Annotated in this window: 9 protein-coding genes; 4 read left to right on the plus strand and 5 right to left on the minus strand. The window is 64.7% G+C overall.

The genetic code is table 11. The features are described from left to right. Positions 1 to 32: 32 nt before the first annotated feature. A complete protein-coding gene (locus Q4F91_RS05925) occupies positions 33 to 407 on the minus strand; it encodes an anion permease (RefSeq protein ID WP_303335646.1) in 375 nt (124 codons plus the stop codon). Between the two features lie 201 nt (positions 408 to 608). Continuing rightward, entirely contained in the window at positions 609 to 1,955 is a 1,347-nt protein-coding gene (gene purB / locus Q4F91_RS05930) for an adenylosuccinate lyase (RefSeq protein ID WP_303335649.1), read from the minus strand. Positions 1,956 to 2,484: 529 nt separating this feature from the next. Here purB and mfd point away from each other — a divergent pair. Beyond that, on the plus strand, positions 2,485 to 5,946 hold the full coding sequence (gene mfd, locus Q4F91_RS05935; protein ID WP_303335651.1) for a transcription-repair coupling factor: 3,462 nt from the start codon (positions 2,485 to 2,487) through the stop codon (positions 5,944 to 5,946). A gap of 106 nt (positions 5,947 to 6,052) precedes the next feature. Here the strand turns inward: mfd and Q4F91_RS05940 are convergent, their stop codons facing one another. The 3 genes from Q4F91_RS05940 to Q4F91_RS05950 all read right to left on the minus strand — a co-directional run bounded on the left by Q4F91_RS05940 (position 6,053) and on the right by Q4F91_RS05950 (position 8,929). After that, on the minus strand, positions 6,053 to 6,862 hold the full coding sequence (locus Q4F91_RS05940; protein ID WP_303335654.1) for an ABC transporter permease: 810 nt from the start codon (positions 6,860 to 6,862) through the stop codon (positions 6,053 to 6,055). A 49-nt stretch (positions 6,863 to 6,911) separates the two neighbouring features. Further along, entirely contained in the window at positions 6,912 to 7,742 is an 831-nt protein-coding gene (locus Q4F91_RS05945) for an ABC transporter ATP-binding protein (protein WP_303335657.1), read from the minus strand. Between the two features lie 131 nt (positions 7,743 to 7,873). Further along, positions 7,874 to 8,929, minus strand: a complete 1,056-nt coding sequence (locus Q4F91_RS05950) for an ABC transporter substrate-binding protein (protein WP_303335659.1) — start codon at positions 8,927 to 8,929, stop codon at positions 7,874 to 7,876. 1,004 nt (positions 8,930 to 9,933) lie between these two features. On the opposite strand from Q4F91_RS05950, the gene Q4F91_RS05955 reads away from it, so the two are divergent. From Q4F91_RS05955 to Q4F91_RS05965, 3 genes are all read left to right on the plus strand, one after another. Next, the gene (locus Q4F91_RS05955) at positions 9,934 to 10,719 is read left to right on the plus strand and encodes a biotin--[acetyl-CoA-carboxylase] ligase (protein ID WP_303335661.1); all 786 of its coding nucleotides are present in this window, start codon (positions 9,934 to 9,936) and stop codon (positions 10,717 to 10,719) included. A gap of 203 nt (positions 10,720 to 10,922) precedes the next feature. Then, on the plus strand, positions 10,923 to 14,639 hold the full coding sequence (locus Q4F91_RS05960; RefSeq protein ID WP_303335664.1) for a pyruvate carboxylase: 3,717 nt from the start codon (positions 10,923 to 10,925) through the stop codon (positions 14,637 to 14,639). 130 nt (positions 14,640 to 14,769) lie between these two features. Next, a complete protein-coding gene (locus Q4F91_RS05965) occupies positions 14,770 to 15,588 on the plus strand; it encodes a hypothetical protein (protein WP_303335667.1) in 819 nt (272 codons plus the stop codon). The last annotated feature ends 62 nt before the right edge of the window (positions 15,589 to 15,650 follow it).

Genomic DNA, 15,650 nt, shown 5'->3' on the forward strand with positions numbered 1-15,650 from the left:
TAACGACCTGATCTATAAGAATTTTTTCGACTTTAAGCTGTCAAAGACAGGAAGGACGACCCGCCGAAGAGCGAGAGCGCGCGGTAGGCGATGCGGCGGCCGAGGCCCGACTGCACGAAGCCGAGCGAGAGCACGTAGGCCGAGAAGATCATCCAGACGGTGCCGGACGAGAAGCCCTTCAGAACGTCACCGAGAGGCAGGGTGTTGGTGAAGTAGGTGAAGGCGAGCGCGATGAACATCAGCGCGCCGGAGGCGACGGGGGAGGCGAGGATGCCGGCGATGGTCGCGACGAAGATCGCGAACATGTGCCAGGCCTCGGGCTTGAGGCCTTCGGGAACGGGGCAGAGCCAGATGATGACCAGCAGGGCCGCCGGAACGGCCCAGCGAATGAGTTTGGTCTTGTCCATTTTGGGTGGCAGCGGAAAATAAAGCGGGCTCAGGCGGGAATCTGGAGGCAAAACGACCCTGTCCGCCCCTCACTCGGGGTGGAGCGGACGGGCCCGCCGGCCCGTGGAATTCAATAGATTCCGGGGTTCCGCGCCGATGCTCCTGCGGCCGGAACCCCGTTCGGTGGAGGCGGAGGGCTTCTCCGCCTCAGGCGTGTCGGATTACTTCGACCACTTCTCGATCACGCGGTCAGCGAACTCGGGCGCGAGGCCGATGTAGCTGTGCGGGTTGAGCATGAGGTCGACCTCTTCCTCGGTGAAGGCCTCGACGACGGCCGGGGTGCGCATGAGGACGTCCTTGAGCGGGATCTCCTTCTCGTAGGCTTCCATGCAGCCCTTGTAGACGATCTCGTGGGCGGTGAGGCGGCCGAGCTTGCGGGCGAGGTGCATCATCACGCACTCGGACATCATCAGGCCCTTCTGCGCGAAGAGGTTGCGCTCCATGTGCTTCGGGTAGACGATGAGGTTCTTCAGGATGTTCTTCGACTTCTCGAGGGCGCAGCCGAGCATGTGGCAGGCGCGCGGGATGGCCTCCCACTCCGAGAGGAAGCAGCCCCAGTCACGCTCGTTCTCGCTCACCATCGTCTCGACGATCGACGGGGCGATGCTGCGGACGTTGCGGCAGAGCGCGAGGACGTTCTCAAGGACGGCCGGGTTGCGCTTGTGCGGCATCGTGGACGAGCCCACCTTGCCCATGAAGAACGGCTCCTCGAGCTCGAGGATCTCGGTGCGCTGCAGCGTGAGGATCTCGTGGTTGATGCGGCCGAGGGTGCCGGCGCAGAGGGCGAGGACGCTCACGAACTCGGCCTGGCTGTCACGGGCCACGTGCCAGGCGATCGTCGGAACGCCGAGGCCGAGGATCTCGAACATGCGCTTCTGGGTCTCGAGGCCCTTCTCGGGCTGCGAGGCGAGCGTGCCGACGGCGCCGGCCATTTCGCCCACGAAGACGCGGGGAGCCATTTCCTTCAGGCGCTCGATGTCGCGGCCGAGTTCATCGGCCCAGACGGCGGCCTTGTAGCCGAAGGTGATGGGGATGGCGTGGACGACGTGCGTGCGGCCGGCCATGCAGACGTTGCGGTACTTCTTCGCGAGGTCGAGGCAGTACTCGAGGCAGAGCTCCATGTCGCGCAGGATCACCTTGTAGGCGTCGCGTTGGAGAAGGACGATGCCGGTGTCGACGATGTCCTGGCTCGTGGCGCCCCAGTGAACGAACTCGCCGGCGTTCTCGGGGAGGACCTTCTTGAAGGCCTTGAGCAGCGGGACGATGGTGATCGAGGACTTGTAGAACTCGCCGATCGACGGGATGTCGAGGAGCTCGGCGCGGGCGTACTCGTTGATGAGGTCGGCCTTGTGCTGCGGGATGACGCCGAGCTCGGCCTGCGCCTTGGCGAGGGCGGCCTCGGTGTCGAGCCATTTCTGCGCCCAGGACTTGTCACTGAAGATCTCGCGCATCTCGTCGGTCGAGAACATGCAACCGTGGATCTGGCTGTCGATGGCGGTGGACGGCATTTGTTTTCTGCTCCTTTTGTCGGCAGCGACGCGCTGCCTGATGTTGATGAATTCGGATGACCGGCGGCGCCTCCGGGGCTTTCCGGTCCGCTTCCGCGGTGCCCGTCGGTCTCTCTGTGGAACGCATTCTTCGCCTATGTCCGCTCTGAGCCCTCTTTTTCGCGAACTTGTATTGCCCGATGTCATGAAATCTAAGCACTTTAAATCGTGAAAATTCATTAATATCAACGCAATCACAATATGTATGGTCTTTATAAATTACGCGAAAAACCATACATATTTCCCGGCCCTGTCCCCGCACGGGTTCCCGGCATTCCGGAGCGCTTCCGGGCGTTTTTATGTCCCGTACAAATTTTGTTATGTACGGCGTTTTGCATGCCCCGGTGAACCGTCCCAGTTCCTGTGGCAGAATGACCCAGCGCGCCCGGAGCCCCGAGGGGCCCGCGAAGCGCCGCAGTTTCACCCGCACCGCCCCGGCCGCCGGCCCGGGCGGTTTTCGGCGTCCGCACTTCTTGAAATACCTGCCGTCATGACCACCCGTCCCGCGCCCTTTTCCGAAGACCTCGCCCGTGTGAAGGAGGGAGACCGCTACCGCGTGTCCCTCTCCGCGGAGGCGAGTGACGCCCGAGCGCTCGCCCTCGCCGCCCTTGAGTTGAAGGAGAAGGGGCAGCGGGTGCTCGTCATCTGCGCGGACCCGGCCGACGTGCCGAGGCTCAGGGAGGAGATGACGTGGTTCGTGCCCGGGCTCAGCGTCCGGCCGCTTCCCGACTGGGAGACGCTTCCCTACGACGTGCTCTCGCCCCAGGAGGAGCTCGTCTCCGAGCGCCTAGAGACGCTCTACCGGCTCACGGCCGCCTCGGGCGGCGCCGACGTGCTGCTCGCCAGCGCCATCACGGCCTCGCAGCGCCTCGCTCCCGTGAGCTACGTGGGCGCGAGCACCTTCTTCTTCCGCGTCGGCGAGGAGATCTCGATCGAGACCCTCAAGGAACATCTGGCGCGCGCGGGCTACGCCGCCGTGAAGCAGGTTCTCGCCGCGGGCGAGTTCGCCGTGCGCGGCAGCATCGTGGACGTCTTCCCGATGGGCTCGGAGCGCCCCTTCCGCCTCGACCTCTTCGACAACGAGATCGAGACGATCCGCTGGTTTGACGTGGAGACGCAGCGCTCGATGGAGGACGTGAAGGAAATCCGCATTCTCCCGGGCCACGAGTTTCCGGTGGATCCGGACGCGCGCCTCGCCTTCCGGCAGCGCTGGCGCACGGTCTTCACGGGCGACCCGAAGAAGAGCCTCGTCTACTCGGACATCGAGAAGGGCATCCTCTCGCCCGGCATCGAGTACTACCTGCCGCTCTTCTTCGACGAGACCGCCGTGCTCGCCGACTACCTGCCCGCCGACACGCGGGTCTTCCTCCTCGGCGACACCGAGCAGGCCTTGAAGAGCTTCGGCCGCGACATGGCCTCGCGCGCGAAGGTCTTCGCCAGCGATCCGCAGCGCCCTGCGCTGCCCCCCGAGAAGCTCTGGCAGACGCCCGAGGAGTTCTTCACGAAGCTCGGCGAGTTCGCGCGCTTCACGCTCGCGCGCCCCGTGAACGAGGAGCAGAGGAATTTCCTCAGGGACGTTCAGGTGGACCGCAAGAGCCAGAACCCGGTCGAGAAGCTCCTCGATCGCACCGCGGCCACGCGCGCGAGGGGCTGGCGCACACTCATCTCGGCCTCCTCGCCCGGGCGCCTCGAGACGATGTCGGAGCTCTTCCGCGCGGGGAACCTGAAGTTCACCGAGTTCGCCGGCTGGGAGGACTTCGCCGGTTCGGAGGCCCCGCTCGGCATCGCCGCGACACCGGTCTATTCCGGCTCGGTCGAATCCGACGAAAAGGTGGTGATCCTCACCGAGACGGAGCTCTATGCGTCGAGCCCGCGCCGGCAGCGCCTGCGCCGCGCGCGGCACGCCTCCTCGCTCGAGATGATGGTGCGCGACATCGCCGAGCTCAAGACCGGCGACGCCGTCGTGCACATCGACCACGGCATCGGCCGCTACCGCGGTCTCGTGCGCATGGACTCGGGCGGCGCCGAGGCGGAGTTCCTCGAGATCGAGTACAAAAACGAGGCGAAGCTCTACGTCCCCATCACGAACCTGCAGATGATCTCCCGCTACGCGGGCGCGGACCCCGAGCATGCGCCGCTCCACGCGCTCGGGCGCGGCGACTGGGAGAAGGCCCGCAGGAAGGCCGCCGAGGAGGTGCGCGACACCGCGGCCGACCTTCTCAACCTCTATGCGCTCCGCAGGACCCGCGAGGGCCTGAAGTTCAAACTCAGCCCCGCGGACTACCAGGCCTTCTGCCAGGGCTTTTCCTTCGATGAGACGCCCGACCAGGCCAAGGCGATCGAGGCCGTCGTCTCCGACATGACCTCCGGCAAGCCCATGGACCGGCTCGTCTGCGGCGACGTGGGCTTCGGCAAGACCGAGGTGGCGCTGCGCGCCGCGTTCGTCGCCGCCATGGACGGCCGCCAGGTCGCCGTGCTCTGCCCGACGACGCTGCTCGCCGAGCAGCATGCCGCCACCTTCCGCGACCGCTTCCGCGACTGGCCCGTGCAGATCGCCGAGCTCTCGCGCTTCCGCACGGGCCGCGAGACGATGAAGGCCATCGAAGGCATCGCCGAGGGCACGATCGACATCGTGATCGGCACGCACAAGCTCTTCTCCGAGAAGGTGAACTTCAAAAACCTCGGCCTCGTCATCATCGACGAGGAGCACCGCTTCGGCGTCCGCCAGAAGGAGATCCTCAGAAAGATCCGCGCCGAGGTGGACGTGCTCACGCTCACCGCCACCCCGATCCCGCGCACGCTCTCGATGAGTCTTGAGGGCATCCGCGACTTCTCCGTGATCGCCACCGCCCCGGAGCGCCGCCTCCCGGTGAAGACCTTCGTGCGGGGCGACCAGGACGGGACGATCCGCGAGGCCATCCTGCGCGAATTGAAGCGCGGCGGCCAGGTCTACTTCCTCCACAACGAAGTTGAGACGATGGAGAACGCGCTCCTGCGGCTCGGCAAGCTCGTCCCCGAGGCGCGCATCGGGGTCGCGCACGGCCAGATGAGCGAGCGCGAGCTCGAGCGCGTGATGCGCGAGTTCTACCAGCAGCGCTTCAACCTGCTCCTCTGCTCGACCATCATCGAGACGGGCATCGACATCCCGTCGGCGAACACCATCATCATCGAGCGCGCGGACAAGCTCGGCCTCGCGCAGCTCCATCAGCTGCGAGGGCGCGTCGGCCGCTCGCACCACCAGGCCTACGCGTACCTCCTCACGCCCCCGGACGGCCCCGCCACGAAGCAGGCGAAGATGCGCCTCGAGGCCATCCAGGAGCTCGAGGACCTCGGCTCGGGCTTCTACCTCGCCATGCACGACCTTGAGATCCGCGGCGCGGGCGAGGTGCTCGGCGAACGTCAGAGCGGCGAGATCGCCGAGGTGGGCTTCGAGCTCTACAACCGCATGCTCGCGCAGGCCGTGAAGGCCTTGAAACGCGGCGAGGCACCCTCGCCCGAGGGTCCGCTCGCGCTCACGACCGACATCAACCTGCACGCGCCGGCGCTCCTGCCCTCCGCCTACGTTCCCGACGTCTCGCAGCGCCTCGCCTACTACAAGGCCTTCGCGTCGGCCGAGGACCGCGCCGCGCTAGAGAATTCCGTCGAGGCGCTCGTCGACTGCTACGGCAAGCTCCCCGACGCCGCGAAGCGCCTCATCGAGATTCACAAGCTCCGCATGCGGTGCGAGGCGATCGGCATCCGCCGCATCGACGCCGGCCCCTCGGCGATGCTCATCACCTTCACGGAGAAGCCGAACATCGAGCCCCTCGCGCTCATCCGCTTCCTGCAGTCGAAAAAGAACGCACAGATGCTCGGTCCCGCGAAGCTGAAGATCAGGAGCGCCAACGAAAACCCCGAGGCGCGGCTCTCGCTCATCCACGAGACGCTCGGACAGCTCACGTCGGGGAAGTGACCTCCTCCCCGCGGACGAAAAAAAGGCGGCGCGAAACCTTTTGGGTGACGCGCCGCTTCAAGGGGAAAGAAACTTGTACTGCGGTGTTTATTCTTTGATTTTTTGATTACCGGCCGGCGAGAGGCTGCCAGCGCATCAGGCGCTTCTCGGCCTCGGTGACAAGGCGGTCGATGACGAGGGCGAAGAACGTCAGCACCAGAATGCCCGCCATGACGGTGTTCATGTCGAACGTGCTCTCGGCCTGCAGAATCAGATAGCCGACGCCCTCGGCCGAGCCCAGGTACTCACCGATCACGGCCGCGACGAAGGCCATGCCGACCGAGGTGTGAAGGCTCGAGAAGACCCAGCTCATGGCGCTGGGCAGGTACACGTGGCGCAGCAGCTGCTGCGAGGAGGCGCCGAGCATGCGGGCGGAGTTGAGCACCGTCGGATTGACCTCGCGCACGCCCTGGTAGACGTTGAAGAACACGATGAAGAAGACGAGCGTGAAGCCGAGGGCGATCTTCGAGGCCGGCCCGAGGCCGAACCACACGGCGAAGATCGGGGCGAGGATCACGCGGGGCATCGAGTTGAGGCCCTTGATGAAGGGGTCGCAGATGGCGGCGGCCATCGGCGAGAGCGCGAGCCAGAGGCCCACGGCGAGGCCCGCCACGGTGCCGATCACGAAGGCCATGACGGTCTCGTAGAGCGTGACGGCGAGGTGGCTGTAGATCTCGCCCCCGACGAACCATTCCTTGATGCGCCCGAAGATCTCGAGCGGCTCGCCGAAGAAGAAGGCGGCCTGGCTGTCGGTGGTGAAGAAGAAGGTCGGCACGAGGCCCGGCTTCGTCATCGCCCACCAGAAGACGAAGATGGCGACGAGAAGACCCCACTGCCAGATGCGGATCTGAAACTTGTTGTTGGCGCGGTTCGACATGACTCTTTTCTCTCTGACTGCTTGGTTTCGGTGCTTCGGTGTGATTCGATCAGATGTGCGTGCGGTGCTCTTCGTAGCTCTTCAGAACTTCGTCGCGCAGCACGCCCCAGATCGCCTTGTGGCAGTCGTTGAACTCGGGCTTCATGCGGATTTCAGCGACGTCGCGCGGACGGCTCAGGGTGATCGGGAAGTCGCCGATCGGGTGGGAGGCCGGGCCCGCGGACATCACGACGACGCGGTCCGAGAGGGCGATGGCCTCGTCGAGGTCATGCGTGATGAAGAGCACGGCCTTCTTTTTTTCCTGCCAGAGATCGAGCAGTTCGTTTTCCATCAGCTGGCGCGTCTGGATGTCGAGCGCCGAGAAGGATTCGTCCATGAGGAGGATGTCGGGGTCGGCGATCAGCGTCTGCGCCATGGCGACGCGCTTGCGCATGCCGCCCGAGAGCTCATGGGGATAGCGATTGGGGAATTTCTCGAGACCGACGCGCTTCAACCACGCGCGGCCCATTTCATTGGCCTCTGCGTCGGACATGCCGCGGAACCTGAGGCTCATCGTGACGTTCTCGAGCGCGGTGGCCCAGGGCATCAGGCTCTCGGCCTGGAACATGTAGCCCGCACGGCGGTTGAGCCCGTGGAGCTCCTCGCCGAACACCAGCACACGGCCCTCGGCGGGCTTGAGAAGCCCCGCGGCCGCGTTCAGAAGGGTGGACTTGCCGCAGCCCGTCGGGCCCACGACGCTCACGAACTCGCCGTCTCCGATCGTGAAGGAGACGCCTTCGGTGGCGGTGTACGTGCCGCCCGGGACTTCGAAGCGGCAGGCAAGGTTCTGGAACTCGAGCGCGGGGGCGCCCGTCTGTGCTGAGGCAATGTCGGAGGACATGTTGTTTCTTTCCCTGGGGTTGTTTTCTTTTTCTTTGTTCCCCGTCCGTTCGTTATGTTTCTTCGGACGGGAAGGACGCCTCCCTGTTTTCGGAAGGCGCCCTTTGAGCGGGGCTCAAGGCCCGTGAGTGCTTACGCGTTCTGGGGCGACGCGTCGGCGAACTTGTTGGTGAAGCACGCGGCCGCGTCGAACTGGAACTCGGCGAGCTTCGGCGTCACGCTGGCGAGAGCCTTCGCGGCCGTCTCGACGCAGCCCTGCGGGAAGCGGCCGTCGGTCGACATCGAGCGGCGGTTGTTGAGGAAGCAGTCGGCGTAGAGGCCGGGGTTGCCGAGGAAGGCGGCCTTCGGGACATGCTTCATCAGCTCCTCGGGCGAGACCTTCTCGATCATCTTGAGCGAGCGGATCAGGGCGTTCGTGAGGCGCTGGCACGTCTCGGGGTTCTCCTTGACGAAGACCTCGGGGGCGTAGAGGCAGCCACCCACCATCGGGCCGCCGTAGAGGGCGTCCGACTCCTCGATCACGCGGGTGTCGGTGACGATCGAGATGGCGTTGTCACGCGTCAGCTGCGTGATCACCGGGTCGAGGCAGACCATGGCGTCGATCTGACCCGCGCGGATGGCGGCGACCGCGCCCGCGCCGGTGCCGACGCCGATCACGGAGAATTCATTGGGCTTGACGCCGGCGCGCTGCATCACGAAGTTCACGATGACGTGCGTGGACGACCCCGGGGCGGAGACGCCGATGCGCTTGCCCTTGAGCTTCGCGGGATCCATCTCGTTGCCCATCGTCGCCTTGTTCATCACGAAGACGCACTGCGGAGCGCGGTCCTGAAGCGCGAAGGCGGTCATGCGCTGGCGCTTCGTCTGCATCATCAGCGTGTGCTCGAAGGCGCCGGAGACGACGTCGGCCGAGCCGCCCACGACGGCCTGCAGGGACTTGGAGCCGCCCTGAAAGTCAACGACCTTCACGTCGAGCCCCTCTTCCTTGTAGAAGCCCATCCAGTCGGCAAGGGCCATCGGCAGGTAGTAGTAGAGGTTCTTGCCGCCCACGGCGATGGTGACCGCCTTGCGCTCGGGCTCGGCGGCCCAGACGCCGCGCGGCATGCCGACGGCGGTGGCGGCCGCGGCGGCGGCGCAGAGGGAGACGAATTCGCGGCGGGTGATGGCGTTGAAGAAATCGCGGTACATGGTGAGAAAGTCCCTGATGGCGAGAAAATTTTTTTTCGGGTGTCAGGATCCCCCTTCGGGAGGACCCTCATGGTCTGAATCCGGGTCGGGTCCGTGCACTTGAAACGGACCTCTGCAGGGGCGCCTGGTCAGGGGGACGGGGGCTTTGCGCTCTGAGGCCTTCCCATGCGAGGAAGGTGAAGAAACTCATCGGAGCCGCTCCCTCGAGGACTTCCGGGAAGCCCTGCTGACGGGACCCTTGCGGGGCGGAGGCGGGAGAACGGCCGCTTTATTTCGGGGCGGGCCGGAATCAAGCTTTCCTAGCCCAGGCTGCCGTTCTCCACCCTAAGGTGTACGAACCGGCTAAGTCGGTGGTCGAGATGCGAAACGCGCGCGGCCCGGGATCCCTGAGGACCGGAGGCAGTGTGGAAGTGTGAGGCGCGCATTTGCGAAAACTCCGAAATGGAAATCTGAGACCGTTGAGTTCTAAGGAAACGCCGAAGGCACTTCAGGAAAACTGCGTTCGGCGTGGGGTGAATGATGCCCCTCATTCGGGCTGACGGCAATAGTGGTTTTACCCATCCGACCCCCGTTTTCTACACAGTTCTGCCTAGGCGACGCGGGGTTACTGCAAAATTGACGTAATTTTCGTGTCCTCAGCGGGTAACTTTCACGGCCTCGCAGGGATTTCCCTAGGAAATACACGGAACTTCCCGAACCGCACCCGGATTTTCGCGGAAATTTCCTTCTGCATCACGGCCGATTCTGCAGAAATTTCCCCCGGGTGCCGGAGGACCTGTCCAACAACGACCAGGGAAGGGGCCGCAGGACCCGGGCCTGACGCTCAAAGGAGACTAAGCATTTCATCTCATGGGCTTTTCTGCTAATGCGCACCGAGGCGGCTCAAAACAATCTCAGAAGAGGGCGTCCTCGCCGCGGGCGGGGGCCGTTCCCGGCCGCCGAGGCTGTTAACCTGAGAATTCGGCCCCTTCCCTCAATCAAAACGCGCTGTCTCCCCGAACATCATGCTTCAGGACTCCTACAGAACGAGCTCCCCGGCTCCGGACTACATCGCGCGCACCGACTCGGTGTTCCTGGTCGCCCGCGAACGTTTCGCGGCCGGAACGCTCGAGCCCTACGCCTCCATCCTCGCGGGCGAACAGACCGCAGGCAAGGGGCAGTACGGGCGCGCCTGGCAGAGTCACGCCGGGAACATCCACGCCGCGGTCCGGCTCCCGCTCACGGGGGTCTGGCGCACGACGGCCTCCGCGGGCGCCCTCTCGGCGATCATCGCCGACGAGCTCTCCCGCGCGGGCTATGACGTGCGGCTCAAGTGGCCCAACGACATCGTCGTCGTCAAAGCGGGCGTCCCGATGAAGGCGGGCGGCGTGCTCCTTGAGGAGACCGACGGACTGCTCGTCGCCGGGATCGGCCTCAACCTCGCCTGGGCCCCGGAGACCGGGACGCTGCGCGAAGGCGCCGCTCTGCCGCCGGGCAGACTCGCCGACGCCGACCGGAGCGACGCGTTCGACGCCCCGCGCGAGACCGATCCGATGAAGCTCTGGACCCGCGTGGCCCGCAGGATCTCCGTCGAAGACCCGGACGACCTCGCCGAGACCTGGCAGATGATCGCCGCCGAGCGCCTCCTCTGGAAGGGCGACACGGTCGTGATCACCGAGCCCGAGGGACCGGGGAGCCCCGACCTCACGGGGCGGCTGCTCGGCCTCTCCGCCGAGGGCGAGGTCGTGCTCGAGACACACGCGCGGACAGCGTCCTGCTCGCGCGGCAGCCTCGCGCGGGCAAGCCTCTGAGAAGGAGCGGAGAAGCTCCCAGGAGCAGACAGAATTTTTTCCCTTGAAGGCGGCGCTTTTCTCCCGCAGCCCTTTCCGACAGAGAAATCCCCGGCACGCATCGGAAGCGGAGTCCGGGGAACCGGAAGAGGAGCCGGCGGCCCGCCGCCCGACCAGAACCTCCCATTACAACCATTCGCACGTACTGAAAAGAGGAACCCCTTATGCAGCAACGCACCTTTGAAGAGGTCCGTGAGAGTCTGCGCGGCAAGGTCATACTCGTGGCCAACCGCGGCATTCCCGCACGACGCATCAGCCGCTCCATACGCGAGCGCTTCGAGGCGATCGCCGCCGTCACCGCGACCGACATCGACAAGGCGATGCCCGCGGCCGCCTCGGCACAGGAACTCATCCTGCTGGGCGCCGATCCCCGCGCCTACCTGGATCTCCCGAAGATCATCCGACTCGCGCGCGAGCGCGGCTGCGTCGCGATCCACCCGGGCTGGGGCTTCGCGAGCGAGGACAACAACTTCCCGCGTCTGTGCGAGGAGGCCGGCATCACCTTCATCGGCGCGTCGGCCGAGGCCATGCACCAGCTCGGCAACAAGGTCGAGGCACGCCGCGTCGCCCGTTCGCTCGGTATCCCCGTGGTGCCGGGCTCGGACGAGTCCGTCGACATCCCGCAGGCCCGCGCGATCGCCCGCGAGATCGGACTGCCGATCATGCTCAAGGCCGAGGGCGGCGGCGGCGGCCGCGGCATCTTCCTCGTGCAGAGCGAGGAGGAGCTCGAGGACGCCTTCGAGAAGGCCAGCGCGATGGCCGAGGCCTCCTTCGGCAACCCGCGCCTCTTCGTCGAGAAGTACCTCCCGCGCGTGCACCACATCGAGATCCAGGTGATCGCCGACCGCTGGGGCAATGTCTTCGCCTTCGACGAGCGCGACTGCACGGTGCAGCGCAACAACCAGAAGCTCCTCGAGATGACCCCGTCGCCCTGGGCCGGCATGACGCCGGTGCTTCGCGAGCGCCTCAAGAACTACGCCCGCAAGCTTGTCACCGCCGTGGGCTACAGCTCGGTCGCGACCGTGGAGTTCCTCGTCACCGACGAGGGCACGCCCTACATGATCGAGGTGAACACGCGTCTGCAGGTCGAGCACGGCATCACCGAGAGCCGCTACGGCGTCGACCTCGTCGAGGAGATGATCGCCATCGCCTTCGGCTCGACGCTGCGCTTCACCGAGGAGACCGTGCGCCCCTCCTTCCATGCGCTGCAGGTCCGCGTGAACCTCGAGGATCCGCAGGACAGCTTCACGCCGAACTCGGGCCTCATCACCCGCTACCTCTCGCCGGGCGGCCCGGGCGTGCGCCTTGACTCGAACCTCTGCGCGGGCTACGAGTTCCCGCCCAACTACGACTCGGCGGGTTCGCTGCTGATCACCTACGCCCGCGACTGGCACAAGACGCTCGGCATCATGAACCGAGCGCTCGGCGAGTACATGGTGAGCGGCCCGAAGACCACGATCCCGTTCCTGAGGCGCGTCATCAACGACCCGCTCTTCCGCGAGGGCAAGGTCACGACCACGTTCGTGAAGGAGCACCCTGAGCTCTTCAAGTACACCGACCTCGCGCCCGAGCAGGAGCGACTCGCGAACCTCGTCGCCGAGATCTCCGCGAAGGGCTACAACCCGTACGTGTCCTTGGGCGTCTACCGCTCGAAGACGACGCCGCGTCTCGGCCGCTTCTCGCCGGTTCTGCCCGAGCTCACGGAGGCCACCCGCAGCGAGCCCTCGCCCTACCCGCAGGGGGACCGCGAGGCGCTCCTCTCCTACATCCGCGACACGGGCCGCGTGCACTTCACCGACACGACGACGCGCGACATGACGCAGTCGAACACGGGCAACCGCATGCGCCTCGCCGAGGACCGCCTAGTCGGCCCCTACCTCGACAACGCCGGCCTCTTCTCGATCGAGAACGGCGGCGGCGCGCACTTCCATGTGGCGATGCTCGCCAACATGACCTATCCCTTCTCGGAGGCCGAGGAGTGGAACCGCTTCGCGCCGAAGACGCTCAAACAGCTCCTCGTCCGCTCGACGAATGTGCTCGGCTACTCGCCCCAGCCGAGGAACCTGATGCACCTCACGGGCGAGATGATCTGCGAGCACTACGACGTGGTGCGCTGCTTCGACTTCCTCAATGAAGCCGACAACATGCAGCCGATCGCCGAGGTGGTGCTCTCCCGCGCCGACCGCATCTTCGAGCCCGCGATCGCGCTCTCGCGCGCCCCGTGGTTCGACGTGAGCTACTGCGTCAAGAGCGCCGAGCAGATCGTGACCATGGTCGCCAACACCATGGGCATCCCCGAGCGCGAGGCGACGAGGAAGTTCATTCTGGGCTTGAAGGACATGGCCGGCGTCTGCTCGCCCGCCTTCATGACGGCGCTCGTCCGCTCGCTCAAGGCCCGCTGGCCCGAGCTCGTGCTGCACTATCACCGCCATGTCACGGACGGCCTCTTCCTCCCGGCCTGCGCCGCGGCCGCCCAGGCGGGCTGCGAGATCATCGACGCGGGTCTCGGCGCCTCGGTGAGGAGCTACGGCCAGGGCGACCTGCTCTCGCTCGCGGCCTACCTCGAGGACGAGCTCGGCATGAAGACCCTCATCAACCGCGAGGCGATCTCGAAGGCCAACTTCGTCGCCAAGCAGTTCATGCCGTACTTCGACCGCTACTGCTCGCCCTACTTCCAGGGCGTCGACTACGAGGTGACCCGCTACCAGATGCCGGGCGGCGCTACCTCGTCCTCGCAGGAGGGCGCGGTGAAGCATGGCTACATCCAGCTGCTGCCCTTCATGCTCGAGTACCTCGAGTGCACGCGCAGGATCGTGCGCTATCACGACGTGACGCCGGGCTCCCAGATCACCTGGAACACGGCCTTCCTCGCCGTCACTGGCGCCTTCAAGAAAGGCGGCATGCCCGCGGTCGAGCGCCTGCTCGCCGCGATCCGCATGGCGGGCACGAAGAAGACCGACCTGACCGACGCCGAGAAGGCCGAGCGCCTCACGATCTACACGGACTGCAACGAGGCCTTCCGCAACCTCCTGCTCGGCAAGTTCGGCAGGCTCCCGCTCGGCTTCCCCGAGGACTGGGTCTACGAGAGCGCCTTCGGGCCGGCGAAGTGGCGTGACGCCATTGCGAGCCGCACCGAGGTGTCGCCCCTCGTGAGCCTCGCGCCGGCGAAGCTCGAGGACGAGCGCGCCGCGCTCACGAAGCTCCTCAAGCGCGAGCCCACCGAGGAGGAGTTCGTGATCTACCTCAACCACCCGGCCGATGCGCTGAAGACGATGGAATTCCGCCGTAAGTTCGGCGACCCCAACGCGCTTCCGCTCGACGTGTGGTTCGAGGGCTTGAAGTCCGGCGCGGTCTTGAACTTCAACACCTCCGACGGCAAACCCCACCAGCTCCACCTCCTCTCGATCGACGCGGTCAACGAGGACGGCGTCTCGACCGTGCGCTACACGCTCGACAGCGAAATCCTCAAGACCGACGTCAAGCTCGAGGCCGGCACCTCGAAGCGCGAGGGCGTCGTGATGGCCGATCCGACGAACCCGATGGAAGTGGCGAGCCCGCGCAAGGCCGACCTCTGGATCGTGCACGTCGCCGCCGGCGACATCGTCAAGAAGGGCCAGGAGCTCTTCAACGTGTCGATCATGAAGCAGGAGAAGGCCGTGCTCGCGCCGTGCGACGGCATCGTCAAGCGCGTGATCAAGACCGCCGACTTCGCGCAGACCCGCCGCATGGTTCCGGTCGAGGAAGGCGAGCTCATCGTCGAGCTCGGACCCGTCCCGCGCCGCTGCCCGGCGTGCGGCTCGCCCGCGGGCAACCGCAAGGCGCTCTTCTGCGCCTTCTGCGGCGGCAAGCTCCCGGAGGTCGAGGAAGACAAGAAGGACTGATTCCTTCACTGAACTCAGTCCGGACGGCCGGGGAGCAATCCCCGGCGAGTCCTCCATCGGGAAGAAGCGCGGTGACCCGAAAAGGCTGCCGCGCTTTTTTTATAAAAAAACTATTTACAGGGACATCTGCATGAAATCATTCCGTGACTATGCAAACCTCGGCCCATGGCCCAACAAAACCCTCAGCCTCATCAGCATAATCCGCGAATCAAATGTTCACCTGGCATACCTTCGTGCACAGAATGCAAACGAATTTAGACAGCTTTCCTCGACGGCAAGATTTGATGACATCTATTTTTCCACCCTCATGGATGACTTTCACACAAGCGATAGGAGATTCAGAGCAATTATCAATTATCGTACCGAACCGAAAACAATGGATGAGTGCGGAATCGCCGGCTACCGAGACGCACTGGACCTCGTTCAGAAAGAATACAAGAAACTCAGACTGACACCGGATAACATTCGTCTTATCCATGACACACTCACAAGTCACACCAGGCGCTATCAGGAGGCTCATCCCGAATCCAGATGGAAGAGCGGCGGCGACGCCCTTGCTGAGGATGCCGAAGAGGAACACCTTTTGCCGGCCGAGTTTGAGGCCCTTCGGGTAAGCTTTCTTCATGAATTTGAATACGGAATTACGGAACCGCTCGCCCTTATTCCGCGCTTCCTCTGTGACATATCACAGATCGAGCCATTCCATGAAAACAGTCTGATGATGGATCGTCTTATTCAGCATCTGCTGATGCTTCAGAGCGGATTTGATTTCGTGCGATATGTGAGTATTGAAAAACATTGCGCTCAGACGGCCAGAGCCTCCTTCGAAGAACTGCTTCAGTCAGAAAATATAGATGAAATTCTGAAAGATTCGATGTACTTTGTTGAAAAAAGACTCTCCTGGTTTTTCAATTGCGCAATGAACTTGAAGCTCCGTTTTACGGCGTAATCGACTCCCATCACCAATCCCCCCTTCCCCACTGGCGAGCAGTGACACACGACCCCACACAA

Origin of the sequence: Sutterella sp. (assembly GCF_030539355.1) — a bacterium.
Lineage (GTDB): Bacteria > Pseudomonadota > Gammaproteobacteria > Burkholderiales > Burkholderiaceae_F > Sutterella.

What these genes read in the sequence shown, in the direction of transcription:
- Q4F91_RS05925 (WP_303335646.1), bottom strand. Translation starts at nt 407, where the DNA reads ATGGACAAGACCAAACTCATTCGCTGGGCCGTTCCGGCGGCCCTGCTG.
- Q4F91_RS05945 (WP_303335657.1), bottom strand. Translation starts at nt 7,742, where the DNA reads ATGTCCTCCGACATTGCCTCAGCACAGACGGGCGCCCCCGCGCTCGAG.
- Q4F91_RS05940 (WP_303335654.1), bottom strand. Translation starts at nt 6,862, where the DNA reads ATGTCGAACCGCGCCAACAACAAGTTTCAGATCCGCATCTGGCAGTGG.
- Q4F91_RS05955 (WP_303335661.1), top strand. Translation starts at nt 9,934, where the DNA reads ATGCTTCAGGACTCCTACAGAACGAGCTCCCCGGCTCCGGACTACATC.
- purB (WP_303335649.1), bottom strand. Translation starts at nt 1,955, where the DNA reads ATGCCGTCCACCGCCATCGACAGCCAGATCCACGGTTGCATGTTCTCG.
- Q4F91_RS05965 (WP_303335667.1), top strand. Translation starts at nt 14,770, where the DNA reads ATGAAATCATTCCGTGACTATGCAAACCTCGGCCCATGGCCCAACAAA.
- Q4F91_RS05950 (WP_303335659.1), bottom strand. Translation starts at nt 8,929, where the DNA reads ATGTACCGCGATTTCTTCAACGCCATCACCCGCCGCGAATTCGTCTCC.
- mfd (WP_303335651.1), top strand. Translation starts at nt 2,485, where the DNA reads ATGACCACCCGTCCCGCGCCCTTTTCCGAAGACCTCGCCCGTGTGAAG.
- Q4F91_RS05960 (WP_303335664.1), top strand. Translation starts at nt 10,923, where the DNA reads ATGCAGCAACGCACCTTTGAAGAGGTCCGTGAGAGTCTGCGCGGCAAG.